At 64.6% G+C, this 19,400-nt stretch carries 15 protein-coding genes; 3 read left to right on the top strand and 12 right to left on the bottom strand.

From position 1 onward, the window contains the following. Window positions 1-84: 84 nt before the first annotated feature. From AC07X4_RS16705 to AC07X4_RS16680, 6 genes are read right to left on the bottom strand one after another with little or no spacing between them, the layout of a single operon-like run. A complete protein-coding gene (locus tag AC07X4_RS16705; RefSeq protein WP_494740700.1) occupies window positions 85-6,327 on the bottom strand; it encodes a hybrid sensor histidine kinase/response regulator in 6,243 nt (2,080 codons plus the stop codon). A gap of 51 nt (window positions 6,328-6,378) precedes the next feature. Next, window positions 6,379-8,667: a methyl-accepting chemotaxis protein gene (locus tag AC07X4_RS16700; RefSeq protein WP_056066230.1), complete on the bottom strand. Its 2,289-nt coding sequence runs from the start codon at window positions 8,665-8,667 to the stop codon at window positions 6,379-6,381. Window positions 8,668-8,688: 21 nt separating this feature from the next. Continuing rightward, the gene (locus AC07X4_RS16695; protein WP_116747887.1) at window positions 8,689-9,216 is read right to left on the bottom strand and encodes a chemotaxis protein CheW; all 528 of its coding nucleotides are present in this window, start codon (window positions 9,214-9,216) and stop codon (window positions 8,689-8,691) included. A gap of 15 nt (window positions 9,217-9,231) precedes the next feature. Further along, a complete protein-coding gene (locus AC07X4_RS16690) occupies window positions 9,232-9,597 on the bottom strand; it encodes a response regulator (protein WP_005796104.1) in 366 nt (121 codons plus the stop codon). Further along, window positions 9,597-9,995: a response regulator gene (locus tag AC07X4_RS16685; RefSeq protein WP_005796099.1), complete on the bottom strand. Its 399-nt coding sequence runs from the start codon at window positions 9,993-9,995 to the stop codon at window positions 9,597-9,599. Before AC07X4_RS16685 ends, AC07X4_RS16690 begins: the two co-directional genes overlap by 1 nt. A gap of 59 nt (window positions 9,996-10,054) precedes the next feature. Next, complete coding sequence (locus AC07X4_RS16680; protein WP_165836572.1) at window positions 10,055-10,207, bottom strand: rubredoxin; 153 nt, start codon at window positions 10,205-10,207, stop codon at window positions 10,055-10,057. Between the two features lie 115 nt (window positions 10,208-10,322). Here AC07X4_RS16680 and thiD point away from each other — a divergent pair, with 115 nt between their 5' ends. Continuing rightward, window positions 10,323-11,282, top strand: coding sequence for a bifunctional hydroxymethylpyrimidine kinase/phosphomethylpyrimidine kinase (thiD, locus tag AC07X4_RS16675; RefSeq protein ID WP_056746881.1), 960 nt, complete (start codon window positions 10,323-10,325; stop codon window positions 11,280-11,282). Beyond that, window positions 11,266-12,576 (top strand): glutamate-1-semialdehyde 2,1-aminomutase, encoded by a 1,311-nt coding sequence (hemL, locus tag AC07X4_RS16670; RefSeq protein WP_494740699.1) that lies wholly within the window; start codon window positions 11,266-11,268, stop codon window positions 12,574-12,576. The genes thiD and hemL overlap by 17 nt, the downstream gene beginning before the upstream one ends. Window positions 12,577-12,676: 100 nt before the next feature. On the opposite strand, the gene AC07X4_RS16665 is transcribed toward hemL, so the two are convergent. Next, window positions 12,677-13,456, bottom strand: a complete 780-nt coding sequence (locus tag AC07X4_RS16665; RefSeq protein WP_494740698.1) for an IclR family transcriptional regulator domain-containing protein — start codon at window positions 13,454-13,456, stop codon at window positions 12,677-12,679. Between the two features lie 260 nt (window positions 13,457-13,716). On the opposite strand from AC07X4_RS16665, the gene pobA reads away from it, so the two are divergent. Further along, the gene (gene pobA, locus AC07X4_RS16660; protein WP_121942078.1) at window positions 13,717-14,901 is read left to right on the top strand and encodes a 4-hydroxybenzoate 3-monooxygenase; all 1,185 of its coding nucleotides are present in this window, start codon (window positions 13,717-13,719) and stop codon (window positions 14,899-14,901) included. A gap of 37 nt (window positions 14,902-14,938) precedes the next feature. On the opposite strand, the gene AC07X4_RS16655 is transcribed toward pobA, so the two are convergent. From AC07X4_RS16655 to AC07X4_RS16635, 5 genes are all read right to left on the bottom strand, one after another. Next, window positions 14,939-15,448 (bottom strand): c-type cytochrome, encoded by a 510-nt coding sequence (locus AC07X4_RS16655; RefSeq protein WP_494740697.1) that lies wholly within the window; start codon window positions 15,446-15,448, stop codon window positions 14,939-14,941. Window positions 15,449-15,489: 41 nt separating this feature from the next. Further along, window positions 15,490-17,091 (bottom strand): bifunctional phosphoribosylaminoimidazolecarboxamide formyltransferase/IMP cyclohydrolase, encoded by a 1,602-nt coding sequence (purH, locus tag AC07X4_RS16650; RefSeq protein ID WP_494740696.1) that lies wholly within the window; start codon window positions 17,089-17,091, stop codon window positions 15,490-15,492. A 95-nt stretch (window positions 17,092-17,186) separates the two neighbouring features. Further along, complete coding sequence (locus AC07X4_RS16645; protein WP_015015597.1) at window positions 17,187-17,420, bottom strand: Fis family transcriptional regulator; 234 nt, start codon at window positions 17,418-17,420, stop codon at window positions 17,187-17,189. After that, window positions 17,417-18,463, bottom strand: a complete 1,047-nt coding sequence (gene dusB / locus AC07X4_RS16640) for a tRNA dihydrouridine synthase DusB (RefSeq protein WP_494740695.1) — start codon at window positions 18,461-18,463, stop codon at window positions 17,417-17,419. The genes AC07X4_RS16645 and dusB overlap by 4 nt, the downstream gene beginning before the upstream one ends. Window positions 18,464-18,673: 210 nt before the next feature. Further along, on the bottom strand, window positions 18,674-19,258 hold the full coding sequence (locus AC07X4_RS16635) for a D-Ala-D-Ala dipeptidase (protein WP_494740694.1): 585 nt from the start codon (window positions 19,256-19,258) through the stop codon (window positions 18,674-18,676). Window positions 19,259-19,400 lie beyond the last annotated feature (142 nt).

The raw sequence follows: 19,400 nt of genomic DNA, 5'->3' as shown, positions 1-19,400 counted from the left end.
GCACAGGACACCACAAGGCAAGGCAACAAGAGAGCACTCCCGACCCAGGCTGACTCGCAGGGTCGGGAGTGGGCCAGCATGGTGTCAGGCCTCGGCCGCCGCAGCGATGCGGGCGTAGTGCTGGATCAGGCTCAGCAGCTCTTCGTCCGAATACGGCTTGCCCAGGTAGTGGTTCACCCCCAGCTCCATCGCGTGCTCGCGGTGCTTTTCAGCAATCCGCGAGGTGATCATGATGATGGGCAGATCACGCAAGGCACCGTCTGCACGGATGTTGCGCGCCAGATCGAAGCCGTCCATGCGCGGCATTTCGATGTCGGACAGAACCACCGTCGGGCGCTCTTCCTGCAGCCGCTCCAGCGCCTGCAGGCCATCGGCCGCCAAAGCCACACGGTAGCCTTCGCGCTGCAGCAGACGCTGCGTCACGCGGCGCACGGTGATGGAATCGTCCACCACCAGCACCAGCGGCACCTGGCTCGGTCCCGACAACTGCTGAGACACGACGGCCTTACCCGTGCCGCCTGCGGCGGGGGTGTCGGGCGCTGGTGCCATGTCGGCACTGGCCGCACGCACCTGGTCGCCATACACCGTGGCCAAGGCCACCGGGTTGTAGATGAGCACCACGGCACCCGATGCCAGCACGGACATGCCCGCCAGACCCGGCAGACGGGACAACTGCGGCCCCAGGTTCTTCACCACCACTTCCTGGTTGCCCAGCACTTCGTCCACGTGCATGGCCACGCGCTGGGCAGCGCTTCGGAAGATCACCACCGGGCGGGTCTTGCCCGCCGGCTCGGTGCTGCGGCTGGACGACTGCAGCAGGGCTCCCGACCAGAAGAACGGGATCTTCTCCATGCCGTCGTCAAACACGCCGGTACGGTAAGCCTCTGCTAAGTCAGGGGCCGAGGTGCGGCGGACGATCTCGACCACGTTGGCCGGAACGCCGATCGCCAGGTCACCCGAGCGCAGCATCACCACCTGCGTCACTGCGGTGGTCAACGGCAGCACCATGCGGAATGCCGCACCCTTGCCCGCCTCGGTGGATGTTTCGATGCGGCCGCCCAGCGCATTGATCTCAGCACGCACCACGTCCATGCCGATGCCACGCCCTGCCAGACCGGTCACTTCGGAGGCCGTCGAGAAGCCTGGCATGAAGATCAGGTTGGCCGCATCCGCATCGCTCAGCTCCACGCCGGGCTCCACGATGCCCTGAGACACGGCCTTTTCGCGAATGCGCGGCAGGTTCAGACCCGCTCCGTCATCGCGGAACTCGACCGATACGTCATTGCCTTCGTGGTGCAGATCCACCGTGATGGTGCCCGACGACGGCTTGCCGGCCGCCGTGCGCACTTCAGGCTCTTCAATGCCGTGGGCCACGCAATTGCGCAACAAATGTTCGAAGGCGGGCGTCATGCGGTCCAGCACGCCACGGTCCATTTCGATGGAGCCGCCGGTGATGTCCAGCTTGATCTGCTTGCCGGTTTCCTTGGAGGCCTGGCGCACCACCGCGTACAAGCGCTCGGCAATCCCCTCGAACTCCACCATACGTGTGCGAAGCAGGTCCCGCTGCAGCTCACGCGCCTGGCGGCCTTGGGCAATCAAGTCATCTTCAGCGCCTTCCATGGCGCGTTGCAGATTGCGCTGCACCGTGGCCACGTCGTTGACCGACTCGGCCATCATGCGGGTCAACTCCTGCACCCGTGTGAAGCGGTCGAACTCCAGCGGATCGAAGCCCGCAGCAGAGTCCTTGGACAGCGCCAGGCGCGACTGCATCTGGGATTCGGCCTGCACCTCGATGTCGCGCAACTGCTGGCGCAAGCGGTCCAGATTGCCCGACAGATCGGTGAGTGAGCTGCGGAACTGGCCCAGGCGCGCGTCCAGACGCGAACGGCTGATCATCACCTCGCCCGCCTGGTTAACCAGGCGGTCCAGCAGCTGTGCACGCACGCGCACCGACTGGTTGGCTGCCACCCGCAGGGGCGCCAGCTGGGACGGTCCGGGCAGGCGTACGGCCGGAGCCGTTATCGCCAGAGGCTTGGCAGAAGATGCTGCCGCCGAGGGGACGGAGGCTTCGGCCGCATCCACCACATTGGCACGCAAGGCCGGTGTGGCTTCGACCGGCAGAGTAACCACTGTGTCGGAAGGCCCCTGACCAATGGCACGCAGCGCCTCGAAGTTGGCTTGCAGTCCATCGAAACTGCCTTGCAATGGCTCGATCTGGTCGGCCGTGACGGTTTCTGCGTCCAGCTGCTCGATCGCAGATTCCAGCCGGTGGGCCATTTCGCCCAGGCGCATCGCCCCGGCCAGTCGCGAACTGCCCTTGAGCGTGTGCAGGGCTCGCAATACTTCGCTGCGGGCGCTGAGGTTGTCGGGGCGCGACGCCCATTGGCGCAACGCACCACCGAGTTGGGGCAGCAACTCGGCCGCCTCTTCCTCGAAGATGGGGAACAGGTCAGGGTCGATGACGTCGATCGCATCGATGTCGTCGTCCGCGTCCGGGATCGAGGCAATGGCGTGCGCAATGGCATCGTCAATGTGCTGATCGTGGTCGTGGATGACTGCAGACAGCGCAGGCGCCACATGGCCCACCACGGGGGCAGGCACAGCCGGTGCAACAGCCTCAGGCTCTGCATCCACCACAGGCACCTCCACCACCGGCTCAGGTGCCAACTCGGCCGCAGCAATTTCGGACGCTTCCTGCTCTGCGGCGTCGAGGTAGGCCTGCGCATCTTCCTCGGGTGGAGACTGGGTGCTGACCACCTCGGTTTCCAGAATCTGGCGCAGCTGGGCCAGCACTTCCGGGCTGGGCTCTTTGAGGAACCCGGCAGCAAACTGGTGCAACAGGCGACGGATGTCTTCCGCTGCAGCCATGAACGCTGCCGCTTGCTCCTCGGTGCCACCCGACTGCAGCTGCACATGCTGCAGCGTGTGCTCCAGCACGCGGGCCATTTCGGACAGCGCGGTGAAGCCCACCGTAGCCGAACTGCCGGCGAGCGAGTGCGACAGGGCCACGGCCGTGTCAGGCAGCGGCTCATGCAGCTCCAGCGCCCATTCCTGCAAACAGGTCACCAAGCGACGAGACCATTCATCGGCCTCATTCAGGTATACGTTGTACAGCGGGATACCGATGCGCAGCGTGTCGATGACCTTGACGGCATCGTCGCTGCCGCCTTCTTCCTGCGGCAGGGCATCGAGCAGATGCGACACTTCTTGCGCGGGCTCCACTTCAGCGATCAGGTCGTCTGGCAACGCTTCCGAACTGGCCACAGCCACGTCCTCGGGGGCAGGTGCAAGCAGTTCGGCAGCCTCGGCCGACTCGGCCTCCAGCAGCTTCTCCAACTCAGCCACGTCCAGGGCTTCCAACCCATCCGAAGGAATGCGGGCCTCTGTATCCACCGCGTTTTGCGGTTCGGCGGCATCGAGCACCAGGTCTTCTGGCAGCAATAGTTCGTCGCCCAGGGCGCCTGCGGGCGCTTGCAGCGGCGCATCGACAGCTTCTGCGTGATCCACTGCGGGCACAGGCGCTTCCGCAGACACAGGTTCCAGGTCAGGCAGCTCCAGGTCGAGGACAAAGTCCACACTGGACGGATCGACCACAGGTGCAGGTTCGTGGGCAGACTCGTTCAAAGCTGCAGTGAACACCGAGAAGTCGATCTCCTCGGCCACTTCCGGGGCACCGTTGGCGCTCTCGACGGGCTGTTCGGGCACATGCTCGGAAATCTCGGTGGCCTGGAAATCCGGCACCGTCAGTTCTTCGCTGAGCACTTCGGCGGAGAGGGCATCCACCGGCTCTGCCACGGCCTCGGCAAGCTCCGGCGCGGCCTGTGGTGCTGTAGGTTCGGGCGCCATACCGCCACCCGATGGCATCGCCAGCGGTACCAGCGTGCCATCCAGGCGCATGGCGTCTGCCGACCGGCGGAAGGACTCAGGGTCCCAGCCCGTCGCGCGGCCTGCGGCGATGTCGTCTGCCCAGCTGCTGAAAGCATGCAGTGCGTCGGTGGACAACTGCAACAAGCTCGGCTGCATGGGCTTTTGTTCGGCCAGCCAGACGTTGAGCACCTGCTCCATCGACCAGGCTGCTTCGCCAAAGTAGTTCAGCCCCACCATGCGCGAGCTGCCCTTGAGCGTATGGAACGCACGGCGCAGTGTGGTCTGCTCGCTCAGGTCACCAGGTTCACCCCGTAGCTGCTCAATGGCAGCCAGGCCGTTGACCACCACTTCGCGTGCCTCTTCGAGGAACACGTCGAGCAGTTCATCTTCGACATCGGGCGCTGGAGCAGGCGCAGCCGCAGCCGCCGGAGCGGCTGCTTCCAGCGGTACGGGCGCGGCAACGGCGGGAACGTCAAAGGAGATGTCCGGGGCCAGGCCTGCGGGCTCTGCCGCCACGCTGGCATCGGCTGCGGGGGCCGACTCAAAATCAGGGAACGGCGCAAAGTCCGTGGGCTCGCTGACAGGCTCCTGCACCGGAAAGCGGGGAATCACGTCTGGCACCAAGGTGGCAGAACGCTCTTCCAGCTTGGCAGGCGCTTCTTCCACAGCATCAGAGGCGCGCGCACGGGTTTTACCCATGAGGATGCGCAGTTCGCCCAGTTCTTCGTCGTACACAAAGAGCTTGCGCGCCATGGTGCGCTGATAGCTCAGCATATCGATCAGGAAACCCAATGCGCCCAGGCTGTTACCCAGCTTTTCAAACGCGCTTTGGCGTTCTTCTTCGGGCACCTCGTTGATCAGCAGGCGCTCCACCGTGTCGCGCATGCGGACCACCGCCAGTGATGCCTGATCCAGCCCCAGCACTGACAGCACGCCGCGCATCTGCGCAAGATGCCCTGGCACGGTCGCCAGCACACCAGTGTCCTTCGGGTTGCGGAAAAACTGGTCCATGGCCTTTTCGGCCTCGCCCAGGGTCACCCGGAGCTCATCGACCACGCTGCCCATGGTCTGGTTGTCGCTGACCCTGCGGTACAGCTCTTCCATCCATTGTTCAAGGGGTTCGGGTTCGGCACCCGCCGTGACCGCATCCAGACGCTCTGCAAGACGGCTGGCGCGGGCTTCCATCTGTTCGTCTGCCGTGTCCAACTCTTCAAAAGCTGCCTGCAGGTACAGCACGGAGGTAGCCACTTCCATCGCCAATGCGGGCGACGGGGGTTCGCCCGATCGGGTGGTTGAATCCAGGGCACGCGTCAGAGCCTGCGCCAGGTTCTCACTGCCCGGATGGAGCTTGCGCAGCGAATCACACACCAGGCTGAACTGGTCTGCCGCTGGCTTGAGTTTGTTGCGGTCGCCACCCGCCAGGGCAGACCAGGTTTCCGTGGCCGAGGCAATGCGCTTGCGCGCCTGCGTCAACACCGCCGGGTCAAAACGTCCGAAGCGGGCAGTCTCGTAGTCCACCGGCTTGAAGCGGTCCAGCGCAAAGGCCTGACGGACAGCACGCAATGAGGGCGCTGCGTCCTCTGCCAGATCGGCAACCTTGGCCTGCGAGCAGAAGAACAGCAGGTCCTGCACCAGCCGGTCGGCGATCGTCGGATCGCCCTTGGCCAACGTGGCGTACTGCATGAGCACACGGGATGCCACGCGCTTGACATACACATCTGGCGGCAAGAGGCCCGAACCAAACGCATCGAAGAAACCCGCGCAAATTTTCCAGAACGCACGAGCCTGCCGATCTGTTTGTGCGGCCACAAAGCCCAGGCATGTGTCGCGCAGGCTCAGGGCGGCCTTCAGGTCCCCCGACTTGACGATGCGCAGCACAGCTGCATCCAGCCGCGCCCGCGCCTCGGGACCGTAGGGCAGAGGTGGGCGCGACACCGCACCTTCGGGTTCACGGAAACGGCGCTCCACCGGCCAGAGGTCAGCGGGATGAACGCGATCAGCGCCTGCCAATGCCTGGGCATCGCGGTACTGCGGAAACAGGGACACGGGCGATACCGCTTTGCCCGCCAGCACGGTTTCCAGGTATTCGATCAGCGCAAAACTGGCGCGCTCGATCACGGCCGCAGCGTCATCGCTGCAGGTTTCGGGGCGCTGAACAAACTTCTGCACCGCCGATTCCATGGACCGCAACACCAGCGCCGGAGGGCCCATGCCCACCATTTCCAGCGCACCACAGGCTTGGTGCAGTTGCTGGCGCGCAATGCGCAGGGGGCCAGCGTCCAGCGCCGCCAGATCGGACTCGCGTGCTACCTCGGCATCACGCACAAAGCGCCGCATCGCCTTGACAGCACCGTCCAGCGATTTGCGCAGCTCGTCAAGCACCCAAGCCAAAGGACCCAGGTCCTGATCTCCCTGGGTCCCGTCGGCGGCCGGTGCATTGTTGACATCAATAGATGACATGGATTCGTCCCCGGCTGCAATGAGCCAGCTGGTTGATGACTAACTGCTGCGTCAGGCGATCTTGAAACGTGCCACCGATTGGCGCAGTTCCTCGGCCATGTGCGAGAGCTCGCGCACCTGTTGCGCTGTGGTGCGGGTACCTTCACCCGTCTGCTCGGTCACCGCAAAAATGTGCTGGATGTTGTCGGCCACTTCGTTGGCCAGAACAGCTTCCCGGGAAGTCGAAGACGAAATCTGCTCAATCAGTTCGGCCAAACGGCGCGACACGCGGTCAATCTCGGTCAGCGCAGTACCAGCGCTGTCGGACAGGCGTGCCCCTTCCACCACACCCTGCGTGGAGCGCTCCATAGCAGCCACGGCATCCTGGGTATCGGTCTGAATGGCTTTCACCAGGGCAGAAATCTGGCGCGTCGCATCGGCCGAACGTTCAGCCAGACGCTGCACTTCTTCCGCCACCACCGAGAAGCCGCGACCGGCTTCACCGGCGGATGCAGCCTGGATGGCAGCGTTCAGAGCCAGCACGTTCGTCTGTTCGGTAATGTCAGAAATCAGCTCGGTGATTTCACCGATCTCCTGCGACGATTCACCCAGGCGCTTGATCCGCTTGGAGGTGTCCTGGATCTGGTCACGGATGGAGTTCATACCGCCGATGGCGTTCTGCACGGCCTGCAGACCCGAGTCCGCGGCTTGCAGCGACTGACGGGCCACCGTGGCGGACTCTTGCGCTTGTGTAGACACCTCGTTAATGCGGGTCGCCATGTCCAGAACGGAGCGGCCGGTTTCGCGAATTTCACGCAGCTGCTCGGTCGATGCCGCCAGCAGTTCGGTCGAGGTGTTGTCCACCTGGGCAGTCGTCTGCGCCACGCGGGTCGCCGTGTTCTGCACGCTGCCCACCAGTTGGCGCAGCTCTTCCACCGTGTAGTTCACCGAGTCGGCAATGGCGCCGGTGATGTCTTCCGTCACAGTGGCTTCTTGCGTCAGGTCACCTTCAGCGACCGACTGCAGTTCGTTCATCAAACGCAAAATGGCGGCCTGGTTGGCGTCGTTGACGCGCTTGGCTTCCTGCTCCTGGCGCTTGGCGTCGCGTTGCTGGTTTTCCGCAGCTGCCTGACGGCCACGGCTGTCCAGCAGCTGGACGCGCGAAATGCCGATACCGCACAACAGCACGAACAAGCCTGCCAGTGCCAGAGCGGCGAACTGGCCGGCGCCCAGACCGGTCTGGGCGGACAGCTTGCTCTGCAGACCTTCCAGCTGGCGGCGCAGTGGCTCGCTGTCGGCAATGATGGCGGACTGTGCTTCGCGGGCAGACACCAGACCTTGCAGGTTGCCCAGAATCGCGCTGGCCTGGGTCCGGGTCTGTTCGTACAGTTTGATCAGCGCTTCCAGTTGTTCGCGGGTCTGCGCGTCCTTGGTGGCCGACAGGCGCAGCTCGGGGCTGCCTTCCAGCAGGCCTTGCGCGATTTCCTTGAAGGAGTTCAAGTCCTTGCCCAACAGGAACACAGCCTCAGGGCTCACGCCTTCCATGGTCTGGAACTCGTTGGCCGACTTGCCGATACGCTGGGTCAACATCACCAGCTGGCCTGCGGCGGAGATTTCGGCAGCGGGCGCATTTTGTTGCAGCTTGAGCGAGGAGACCGTTTCAGCGATTTCCAGCAGGTCGGATGACTGGCGGTTGATGGTGCGCAGAGCGTCACCCACCTGCGTCAGGATCTTTTGCTGACCCATCACCACGCTGGCGTTGCGCTCGGCGCGCTCCATCAGGGGGTTGACGGCGTCCAGATCGGGCTTGAAGGGTTCACCCAGCGACTGCACACCCAGCTCGTTGTCACCGGCATTCAGGGCGCGCACGTTGCGGGCCAGCACGCCAGAGCTTTCCACCACGTCCGGGAAGGCCTGTGGGCTACCCACCAACGCCTGCGACACCGACTTGGCAAGACGTTGCGACTGCATCAGCGACTGACCGGTAGCAGCCAATTGCTGTGCGGAACGGTCGGCCTGCTGCAGCACCCAACCGGCGATCAGCGCCAGCACCACCACACCCACGGCCAGCAGGGCCAGCAGTCGGCGCTGATGGCCGGCAGCGGTCGAGCGGCCCAGCAGGGGCAGGCTGATGAGGTCTTCTTCGGCCTCAGGCGCGGTCAACTCGGGCGTGTAGCCATCGGGATCGCCCTGGACGCTGTTCATGGCTTCGGCCTGGTAGGAGTCGCGCAGTTGCGAGCCATCCAGCGCCCCCGTGGCCAGGAGATCCTGCCCATCGTCGGTCGCGCCGGCGGCTGCGCCAGTGTCAGGCGTGGCGGGTTTCCGGTTGAACAGTTTTCCAAATTGATTGACGACGGACATGGTGCAGCCTTACAGAAAAACTCAAGCACTGATGCTCAGGAAAGCGGGATGTTGGGACAGGATCTGCAAGTTCAGCTCCTGCCAGCGTGTGCCACTGGAATCGATATAGGTGGTGCCGAAGAAGCTGGGTGAATCCTCGGCGGGCGGCTCGGACGACACAAACGCATCCGTGCCGCGCAGACCGGCGAGGCGGTCCACCAGCAAGGCAGCATTCACGTCGAGCGCCGCATTGAACGCCAACAGGCTGGCCTCGGACAGGGCCTGCTCAGTGCGTGCTGCGGTGGACCCCAGCAACCCAGCCAGATCCACCACCCCCACCAAGCCACCTCGCAGGTTGGCCACACCCAGAAACCAGCGCTGGGTGTAAGGCACGGCCTGCACCGATACCCAGGGGAAGATCTCCCCGGACTGCCCCAGGGGCAGCAAATAGAAATTCCCGGCGGACTCTACAGCCAGCCAGGAGGACACAGACGTACCTTCGGACCTTGCAGCCTGCAAACGGCTGGCAAGTCGGGTCTGGAGCTCCCGTAGGGCTTCGCGGTTTGCCATGAGCGCGCCGCTGCCTCAGTTCAGAGCGTCAATTTTGGCCTGCAGCTCTGCGGGATCCACCGGCTTGGTGATGTAGCCGCGCGCACCCTGGCGCATACCCCAGACACGGTCGGTTTCCTGGTTCTTGCTGGTGCACATGATGATGGGCACATCAGCGTAAAGGGGGTCACGGGTAATGGCACGCGTGAGCTGAAACCCGTTTTGGCCTGGCATCACCACATCCATCAGGATGAGGTCAGGCTTTTCTTCGGCCAGACGACGAAACGCCTCTTCGGCATTTTCTGCGGTACGGACTTGCATGCCTTTTTTCTGAAGCAGGTCCGTCAAAAACATCAACTCGGTCTTCGAGTCGTCGACGACCAATACTTTCTGAATGGGCATTACATGGCTCCTTGTTGGGAATTGCCAAACTGCTGCACTGCCTGCAACAGCTGGTCTTTGGTAAACGGCTTGGTGAGATATTCCTGGCAGCCGACCATGCGCCCACGCGCCTTGTCGAACACGCCGTCCTTGGAGGACAGCATCACCACCGGGGTATCTGCGAAACGGGCGTTGCGCTTGATGATGGCGCAGGTCTGGTACCCGTCGAGCTTGGGCATGAGGATGTCGCAGAAAATCAGCTGAGGCTGGTAATCGTTGACTTTGGCCAAAGCATCAAAGCCGTCGTCGGCCAACAAGACTTCGTGCCCCCCCTGCTTGAGAAAAATCTCGGCGCTTCGACGGATGGTGTTGCTGTCATCCACCACGAGCACTTTGAAAGATGCGCCTGTTGTAGTCAATTGTCACTGCTCCCGATGGAGAAAATAAACAACGCAGCAGCGATTGGTGCTGGAGCGCCTCAGATCTGGACCATCTCGAAATCTTCCTTGCGGGCACCACATTCGGGGCAGGTCCAGTTCATCGGGACCTGATCCCAGGGGGTGTTGGGTGGAATGCCGTGTTCGGGAGACCCCTCAGCCTCGTCATAAATCCAGCCGCAAATCAAACACATCCAAGTTTTAAAGTCGGTCACAGCTTAAAGGGCCTTCACATAGAATGCAACGATTGTATCTAGTGATCTCCGCGGCCTGCAGCTTCCGTGCCACCCCTCCAGCAGGATCTGGTCCATGACCATCAAAGCCTCCCTTCCCCCCCCAGAAATCCCAGACATTGACGACGATGACGCGGAGGAAGCGAGCCCGGCCTGTGTGCTGGTGTTCAATGCCAGCGACCCCAGCGGAGCCGGCGGACTGACCGCCGACATCACCACCATCGCCTCGGTCGGCGGACATCCGATCGCCGTGGTCACCGGGGCCTATGCCCGCGACACCGCTCAGATTTTTGACCACTTCAGCTTCGACGACGAGGCTGTGTCCGAGCAGGCGCGGGCCGTGCTGGAAGACCTGCCCGTGCAGGCGATCAAGGTCGGCTTTGTGGGCAGCCCCGAGAACATCAGCACCATTGCCGAGATCACGACCGACTATGACGAAGTCCCCGTGATCGCCTACATGCCCAACCTGTCCTGGTGGCGGGACGAGCTGATCGACGAGTACCTCGACGCCTTCCGCGAGCTGCTGCTGCCCCAGACCTCGGTGTTGGTTGGAAACCACAGCACCCTGTGGCGCTGGCTGCTGCCGGACTGGACGGGCGAGCGCAGCCCCACCGCCCGGGACATTGCCCGCGCAGCGTCCGAGATGGGCGTGCCCTACACATTGGTCACTGGCATCCCCTTGCCCGAGCAGTTCGTCGAGAACGTGCTGGCCTCGCCGCAGACCGTGCTGGGCAGTGGCAAGTTCGAGCTGTTTGACGCCACCTTCTCGGGTGCGGGCGATACGCTCTCGGCCGCACTCACTGCCCTGGTGGCCAGCGGCAACGACTTGGGCGAAGCCACCAGCGAAGCGCTGGGATACCTCGACCGCTGCCTGGACGCAGGCTTTCGCCCCGGCATGGGGCACATCGTGCCCGACCGCATGTTCTGGGCACAGCCTGAGGACGACGAGACTGACGGCGACGAAGAAGAAACCACGATTGATGAAACACAGGCCCTGGAGGGTTTTGTGATGCCACCCCATGACACCAAGCACTGATCTCAATATTCCCCTGTTCGAACGCGCCAAGGCGCTGATCCCCGGAGGCGTGAACTCGCCCGTGCGGGCCTTCAAGGCGGTCGGAGGCACACCCCGCTTCGTCAAGCGCGCGCAAGGCGCCTACTTCTGGGATGCGAACGACCAGCGCTTCATTGATTACATCGGCTCCTGGGGCCCGATGATCCTCGGCCACGGCCACCCCGCCGTGCTCGACGCGGTGCAGAAGGCGGCGCTCGAAGGCTTCAGCTTTGGCGCCCCCACCGAGCGCGAAGTCGAGCTGGCCGAGGAGATCCTGAGCCTGGTGCCGTCCATGGAGATGATTCGTCTGGTCAGCTCGGGCACCGAAGCGGGCATGAGCGCCATCCGCCTGGCCCGTGGCGCCACGGGTCGCAGCAAGTTCATCAAGTTCGAAGGCTGCTACCACGGCCATGCCGACTCGCTGCTGGTCAAGGCCGGCTCGGGCCTGGCCACGTTTGGCAATGCCACCAGCGCTGGCGTGCCGCCCGAAGTGGTGCAGCACACCCTGGTGCTTGAATACAACAACGTCGCCCAGCTGGAAGAAGCCTTTGCACTGCACGGCAAGGAACTGGCCTGCGTGATGATCGAGCCTATCGCGGGCAACATGAACTTGGTGCGCGCGAGCGTGCCGTTCATGCAGCGCTGCCGCGAGCTGTGCACCGAATACGGTGCGCTGCTGGTGCTGGATGAAGTGATGACCGGTTTCCGCGTGGCCCTGGGCAGCGCGCAAAGCGTGTACGCCAAGAGTATCCCCGGCTTCCAACCCGACATCACCGTGCTGGGCAAGGTGATCGGCGGTGGCATGCCACTCGCGGCCTTTGGTGGCCCGCGCGCCATCATGGAACACCTCGCACCGCTGGGCGCCGTGTACCAGGCGGGCACATTGTCGGGCAACCCGGTGGCCACGGCCTGTGGCTTGGCCACGCTGCGCGAGATCCAAAAGCCCGGCTTCTTCGATGCGCTGTCGGCCCGCACCCGCTCGCTGGTCGATGGCCTGCAAGCCGCTGCCACGGCGGAAGGCGTGCCGTTCTGCGGCGACTGCGAAGGCGGCATGTTCGGCTTCTTCCTGCTGCCCGAACTGCCGCAGAACTATGCCCAGGTGCTGAAAACCGACAGTGCGCGCTTCAACCAGCTGTTCCACGGTCTGCTGGACCGGGGCATCTACATTGCACCGGCCTTGTATGAAGCGGGCTTCGTGAGCGCCGCCCACACCGCCGACGACGTGGCAGCCACCGTGGCTGCTGCGCGTGAAGTATTCAAGACGCTCTCAAAATAATAGCTAGCAGCGCATATCGCACTAGCGCTTCCTGCCAATTTGGCACCGAATGGCCCTCCCGAGGGCCATTTTTCATGGCGACGAGGCTTGTGGCGGACAGTCACAGCAGTCCGCGCAGTTCGCGGGCGGCCTCCTGCAGCAGCGGCAGCATGTCGCGCTGCAGGCTGCCCTCGTCCATCTGCTTGGGCGACGCCACCACGTTGAGCGCCGCCACCATATGGCCCTGCAGGTTGCGCAGCGGCACAGCCAGCGCGTGCACGCCCAGCTCGTGCTCCTCCACGGCCAGGCAATAGTCGTCCCGCCGCACCTTGGTGATCACCTGCCGCAGCGGGCCTACCTGCGTAATGGTTTGGGGTGTGAGGCGGTGCAAGGGCCGGTTCTTGAGCCAGGCAGTCAACTCCGCCGGGGGCAGCGCCGCCAGCAACACGCGGCCGGTGGACGTAGGGTGGGCCGGCAGTCGCGCGCCCAGGTGCAAGCCATAGGCCAGCACCCGCGACGGCGCGCCATACACGCCACTGCGCGCCACGATGACCACCTCATCCCCATCCAGCACCACCGCCGAGAATGACTGCTGGGTCTGGGCTGCCAGCCGGTTCAGCGTGGGTTGCAGCACGCGCGGCAGCCGGGCAGACGCGAGGTAGCTGCCCGAAAACCGAAGCACCTTGGGCGCCAGCCAGAAGTAGCTGCCATCCGTCTCCAGATACCCCAGGTGCGCCAGGGTCAACAGGTGCCGCCGCGCCGCCGCGCGCGTGAGGCCGGTGCGCTGCGCCGCCAGTGTGGCGTTCAGGCGCTGGCGCTCGGTGTCGAAACTCTCCAGCACGGCCATGCCTTTGGCCATGCCTTCGATGAAGTCTGCCTTGGCGATGGGGGTGGAAGCCATGGGGGTGACGGGTTGGGGACCAGGGGGTTGAGCGGGGTTCGAACGCCAGGGCTACCGGGGCCCTGCAGCGACTCGGTGCACTCACCAACGGGCCTGACCACCCGCATCACCCCGGACACTGCGCGATCATCGCACAAAGTATCGACTGATCGCACGCAATCGGCAGCGCCGGATATCGCTTTGATCTGGATCAACCTACGCTCAAGGCCACTGGTTTTTGGTATCCCCCATCTCCCCCACCCTATTCCCAGAGGTTTCCCATGCGCACCCAGGTTGCCATCGTTGGTGCCGGCCCCGCCGGCCTGCTGCTCGGTCAGTTGCTTCACAAGTCCGGCGTTGACGCCGTCATCATCGAGCAGCGCAGCCCCGACTACGTGCTCGGCCGCATCCGCGCCGGGGTGCTGGAGAAGGTCTGCATGGACCTGCTGGACCAGGCGGGCGTGAGTGCCCGCGCCCACGCCGAGGGCCTGCCCCACGACGGCATCGAGCTGCTGTTCAAGGGCCAGCGCCACCGCATCGATCTGCACGAGCTGACCGGCGGCAGCCGCGTGACGGTGTACGGCCAGACCGAAGTCACGCGCGACCTGATGGATGCGCGCGCAGCGGCCGGACTCACCACCGTGTACGACGCACAGAACGTACAAGTGCACGACTTTGACGGCCAGCACCCACGCGTGACGTACGAAAAAGACGGCCAGACCCACGAGCTGGCCTGCGACTTCATCGCGGGCTGCGACGGCTACCACGGCGTGTGCCGCGCCAGCGCGCCGGCCGACCTGCTCAAGACCTATGAGCGCGTGTACCCCTTTGGCTGGCTGGGTGTGCTGGCCGATGTGCCACCGGTGTCGCACGAACTCATCTATGCCAACACCGAACGCGGGTTTGCGCTGTGCAGCATGCGCAGCGCCACGCGCAGCCGCTACTACGTGCAGGTGCCTACGACTGACAAGGTCGAGAACTGGACCATCGACCAGTTCTGGACCGAGCTGGGCAACCGCCTGGACCCCGAGGCCCGCGCCAACCTGGTGACCGGCCCCGCTCTGGAGATGAGCATCGCCCCGCTGCGCAGCTTTGTGGCCGAGCCCATGCGCTTTGGCCGCATGTTCCTGGCGGGTGATGCCGCCCACATCGTGCCGCCCACGGGCGCCAAGGGCCTGAACCTGGCCGCCAGCGACGTGGGTTATCTGTGGACCGCGCTGACCGAGTTCTACAAAGAAAAGTCAGCCGTTGGCATCGACACCTACTCCGACCGCTGTCTGCGCCGCGTGTGGCGTGCCGAGCGCTTCTCCTGGTGGTTCACTTCGCTGATGCACCGCTTTCCGGAAACTGGCGAGTTCGGCCAGAAGATCCAGGAGGCTGAGCTGGACTACCTGGTGCACTCCCGTGCGGCCTCGGTGTCGCTGGCGGAAAACTATGTGGGCCTGCCGATGAACTTTGGGGCCTGAGCCCCAGCGGGCCTCCAGACCCTGCCGCCATCGCCATTCAGCGGGCGGCAGATGCGGGCTCTGCGACCGACGCACCCTGTGCCGCTGCGGTCGGCACCGGCAGCGACACCAGCCACTGCGCCATCTCGCGCGCCTGGGCTTCCGTGACTTGCGGGTGGCGCGGCATCAAGGTGCGGCCCCACTCGCCCACACTGCCGTTGCGGATCTTGCCGGCCAGGTAATCGACTGCGTCGGCGCGGTCACGGTACCGCGCTGCTACCTGCTGGAACGACGGGCCTACGTAGTAGCGCTCCATGCCATGGCAGCGCAGGCAATCGGATGCCTCCACCAGGCGAAGTCCGGCCGGTGCGGAGGGCGGTGAGGCAGCGCTGCCTTCTAACCCGCCTGCACCCGACGCGCCCTGAGCGGCACTCGCAGCGCCCGGCCCCGGCTGCAGCATGCGCCAGCCCAGGTTGAGCATGCCCAGCACCACCAGTGCCATGAACACCATCAGGGCCCACCCCAGCCAGCGGGGCCGGGGTGGCGGGGTCTCATCGTCGCGGTGCATGCGCGCGCACCGCCGCGAGCCCCGTCGCGATACCCATCATCTCAGTGGCGGAAGTGGCGCACACCGCTGAAGACCATGGCCACGCCACGCTCGTTGGCGGCGTCGATCACTTCGTTGTCGCGCATCGAACCACCGGGCTGGATCACGCAGGTAGCGCCCGCATCAACCACCACGTCCAGGCCGTCGCGGAAGGGGAAGAAGGCGTCGCTCGCTACGACCGTGCCTTGCAAGGTCAGGCCTGCGTGGCCTGCCTTGATGCTGGCGATGCGGGCCGAGTCCAGGCGGCTCATCTGGCCCGCACCCACGCCCATGGTCATGCCGCCCTTGCAGAAGACGATGGCGTTGCTCTTGACGTACTTGGCGACCTTCCAGGCGAACAGCAGGTCTTCCATTTCTTCCAGCGTGGGCTGCTTCTTCGTCACGACCTTGAGGTCGATGAGCGACAGCTCGTGGTTGTCAGCGGTCTGCAGCAACAGGCCCGAGCCAATGCGCTTGGCATCCATGGCGTTACGGCCGCGTTCCCAGTCGGTCTTGCCACCGTGTGCGGGCAACGCGATCTTGAGCAGACGCACATTGGCTTTGGCCTTGAAGATCTCCAGCGCCTCGGCGGTGAAGTCGGGGGCCATCAGCACCTCGACAAACTGTTTGCTCACCTGGGCCGCCGCCTGGCCGTCCACCACGCGGTTGAAGGCGATGATGCCGCCGAAGGCGCTGGTAGGGTCGGTCTGGAAGGCCTTGCTGTAGGCGCTCAGCGCGTCCAGGCCCACGGCCGCGCCGCAGGGGTTGGCGTGCTTGACGATCACGCAGGCCGCGGCCTCAAAGCTCTTCACGCATTCCCAGGCGGCATCGGCGTCGGCGATGTTGTTGTACGAAAGCTCCTTGCCCTGCAGCTGCACGCCGGTGACCAGGGAGCCGGGCGCGGGGTGCAGGTCGCGGTACAGCGCGGCCTGCTGGTGGCTGTTTTCGCCGTAGCGCAGGTCCTGCACCTTGGTGAAGATGCCGTTGCTCTGGCCGGGGAACTGGGTGCGCGTGGGCACATAGGTTTCCGACAGTTTTTCTTCTTCAAACGTGACGGACGAGAGGTAGTCGCTGATGGCGCCGTCGTACTGCGCGATGCGGTTGAACGCAGCAACCGACAGCGCAAAGCGCAGCTTGTCGCTGAGCTTGCCACCGGCCTTGAGTTCAGCCAGCACGGCGTCGTACTGGTCGGCCGAGGTGATCACGCCCACGTCCTTCCAGTTCTTGGCGGCACTGCGCACCATGGCGGGGCCGCCGATGTCGATGTTCTCGATGGCGTCGGCCAGCGTGCAACCGGCCTTGGCCACGGTGGCTTCAAAGGGGTACAGGTTCACCACCAGCAGGTCGATGGTGTCGATGCCGTGTTCCTTCAATGCCGCCATGTGTTCGGGCAGCTCGCGGCGGGCCAGCAGGCCGCCGTGCACCTTGGGGTGCAGCGTCTTCACGCGGCCGTCCAGCATCTCGGGGAACTGAGTGACTTCGGCCACCTCGGTCACGGGCAGGCCCTTGTCGGCCAGCAGCTTGGCGGTGCCGCCGGTGGACAGCAGCTTGATGCCCAGCGCGTGCAGCGCTTGCGCGAATTCGACGATGCCGGTCTTGTCAGAGACGGAGAGAAGTGCGTTCATGGTGGTGGTGCGGAGGTTTTGAATAAAAACGGGCTGTAGCGCTAGTGCATCATGCGCAAGCAGCTACAAAATAAATAGCAATCAGACGAACCCGGTCAGAGCAGCTTGTGCTCGACCAGCTTCTTGCGCAGGGTGTTGCGGTTCAGGCCCAGCCATTCGGCAGCGCGTGACTGGTTGTTGTCGGCCTGCTGCATCACGACTTCCAGCAGCGGCCTTTCGACCACACGCACCAGCATGTCGTACATGCCATCGGGCGTCTCGCCGCCCAGGTCGCGAAAGTAGCCCTGCAGGCTTTCGCGCACGCATTCTTCGATGTGTTTCTTGCTCATGCAACCAATCCCTCTTGTTCTTCTGTGTCGGCATCCACGTCGGTGGCGGCAGGCAGCCGGTCCATCTGTTGGCCCAGGGCGTCCAGGTAGTCGGCCACGGCCTGCCACTGTGTGGTGCAGTCTTCGATCGTATTGATATGTGCCCGCAAGGCCTCGCCGCCCGGCAGCGCGCGCAGGTACCAGGCAATGTGCTTGCGCGCACTGCGCACGCCGGTCAGCTCGCCATACAGGCTGTAGTGGTCTTGCAGGTGGTCCAGCAGCAGGCGCCGCACCTCGGCCACCAGCGGTGGTGCCAGGTGTTCGCCCGTGGCCAGAAAGTGGCCGATCTCGCGGAAGATCCATGGCCGGCCCTGTGCGGCTCGGCCGATCATGATCGCGTCGGCACCGGTGGCGGCGAGCACGTCGCGCGCCTTCTCGGGCGAGGTGATGTCGCCGTTGGCCACCACAGGCACCTTCACCGCCGCCTTGACGGCAGCGATGGTGTCGTACTCCGCATGGCCCTTGTAGCCCTGCTCGCGCGTGCGGCCGTGCACGGTGAGCATCTGGATGCCCACGCTTTCAAACTGCCGCGCCAATGCCACGGCGTTCTTGTGCTCCTGGCACCAGCCGGTGCGCATCTTCAGCGTGACAGGCACGTTGAAGGGAGCGCAGGCCTCGACCACCGCAGCGGCGATCTCCACCGCCAGCGCCTCGTTCTGCATCAGGGCGGAGCCCGCCCATTTGTTGCAGACCTTCTTGGCCGGGCAGCCCATGTTGATGTCGATGATCTGCGCGCCGCGTTCCACGTTGTAGACCGCAGCTTCGGCCATCATCGGTGCATCGGTGCCGGCGATCTGCACGGCAATGGGCCCCGGCTCCCCTTCATGATTGGCCCGGCGCGAGGTCTTGAGGCTGTTCCACAAATCCTTGCGCGAGGTCACCATCTCGCTCACCGCATACCCGGCGCCCAATGCCTTGCACAGCTGGCGAAACGGCCGGTCGGTGACGCCCGCCATCGGGGCGACGAACAACCGGTTCGCCAAAGGAATGTGGCCAATTTGCATGGGCGGGGATAGGGAGGGGGAGGCAGCAACAGATGCTGAAAAAGGAGGCGGGATTGTACCTGCTCAAAATTTCAGCAACTGAAATGGAGCACACACCGTATCTATCTGCCGGTCGGGCTCCATTGAGTCAGCCCACTGGACGCTTCCCTCGCCCCCCACTCGGGCCCTGTGGCGCAAGCTCCGCAGCGTCTCAACGCGCCGAGTGCAGGTTCACCGTGCGGCGAGATCGGTGTCTGCAGCCTGTGCGGGCGGCACACCCCGCTGCGCGAAATGCCACCAGGCATCCGGCAGGTTGTCGAACTGGTGGCGCGCCATGAGCTCCCGCAGCCACTGGCGGTTGTGCAGCACGTCCGGGGAGAAACCGCTGGCGCCCGCCGCCGCCTCCGAGCGGGCAGCGCCCGCCGGAGTGCCCATGTCCACGGCCTGCCCGTCGGCCAGCGGCCCGCGCACCACCTTTTGGGCCTTGGTGCCATCCACCACCTGTACCTGTACCACCCAGCCACCGCTGGCGGTGTTGCAGGTGGCCTGCAGCGCCATGCCCTGGGACTGCAGCTCGCGGCCAATGCGCTCCAGCGCCGGCCGTGCGGTGGGCGCCCTGTCGCAAGGCGCTATCGCGGTGTGCTCCCACAGGGTTGGACCTCCTTGCAGTCCAGGGTTGGGTACGGCGGCCTGCGGGCTGTGCACGCAGGCCGCCAGCAACAGGGCCATGGCGGCCGAAGACCAGCGGGTCGCGGGCGGCAAAGCCACCGAGGGGTTCAAGCGGCGCGGTTGGGACGTTGTGGGCAATACCGGCATGGGCGACCTCCTGGGGTTGTCATTCAGGGCCAATGTGTTTTCACGATACAAAAGACGCTGCAACCCAGCCATGCGTCGATGGCGCGCTCCCCTGTAGGACAGATCCCCCTGGGGTACATGGAGCCCCCCCCGCCCCCGACAC

Source organism: Acidovorax sp. GW460-11-11-14-LB4 (genome assembly GCF_059423685.1).
The sequence above is the reverse complement of the archived record's forward strand: the minus strand, read 5'-3'. Positions and strand labels throughout refer to the sequence as shown.

Coding starts and splice junctions, on each gene's coding strand:
- AC07X4_RS16680 (WP_165836572.1), bottom strand. CDS start 10,207: ATGTGTTTGATTTGCGGCTGGATTTATGACGAGGCTGAGGGGTCTCCC.
- AC07X4_RS16655 (WP_494740697.1), bottom strand. CDS start 15,448: ATGCACCGCGACGATGAGACCCCGCCACCCCGGCCCCGCTGGCTGGGG.
- thiD (WP_056746881.1), top strand. CDS start 10,323: ATGACCATCAAAGCCTCCCTTCCCCCCCCAGAAATCCCAGACATTGAC.
- pobA (WP_121942078.1), top strand. CDS start 13,717: ATGCGCACCCAGGTTGCCATCGTTGGTGCCGGCCCCGCCGGCCTGCTG.
- AC07X4_RS16695 (WP_116747887.1), bottom strand. CDS start 9,216: ATGGCAAACCGCGAAGCCCTACGGGAGCTCCAGACCCGACTTGCCAGC.
- AC07X4_RS16635 (WP_494740694.1), bottom strand. CDS start 19,258: ATGCCGGTATTGCCCACAACGTCCCAACCGCGCCGCTTGAACCCCTCG.
- AC07X4_RS16690 (WP_005796104.1), bottom strand. CDS start 9,597: ATGCCCATTCAGAAAGTATTGGTCGTCGACGACTCGAAGACCGAGTTG.
- AC07X4_RS16700 (WP_056066230.1), bottom strand. CDS start 8,667: ATGTCCGTCGTCAATCAATTTGGAAAACTGTTCAACCGGAAACCCGCC.
- hemL (WP_494740699.1), top strand. CDS start 11,266: ATGACACCAAGCACTGATCTCAATATTCCCCTGTTCGAACGCGCCAAG.
- AC07X4_RS16645 (WP_015015597.1), bottom strand. CDS start 17,420: ATGAGCAAGAAACACATCGAAGAATGCGTGCGCGAAAGCCTGCAGGGC.
- AC07X4_RS16665 (WP_494740698.1), bottom strand. CDS start 13,456: ATGGCTTCCACCCCCATCGCCAAGGCAGACTTCATCGAAGGCATGGCC.
- dusB (WP_494740695.1), bottom strand. CDS start 18,463: ATGCAAATTGGCCACATTCCTTTGGCGAACCGGTTGTTCGTCGCCCCG.
- AC07X4_RS16705 (WP_494740700.1), bottom strand. CDS start 6,327: ATGTCATCTATTGATGTCAACAATGCACCGGCCGCCGACGGGACCCAG.
- purH (WP_494740696.1), bottom strand. CDS start 17,091: ATGAACGCACTTCTCTCCGTCTCTGACAAGACCGGCATCGTCGAATTC.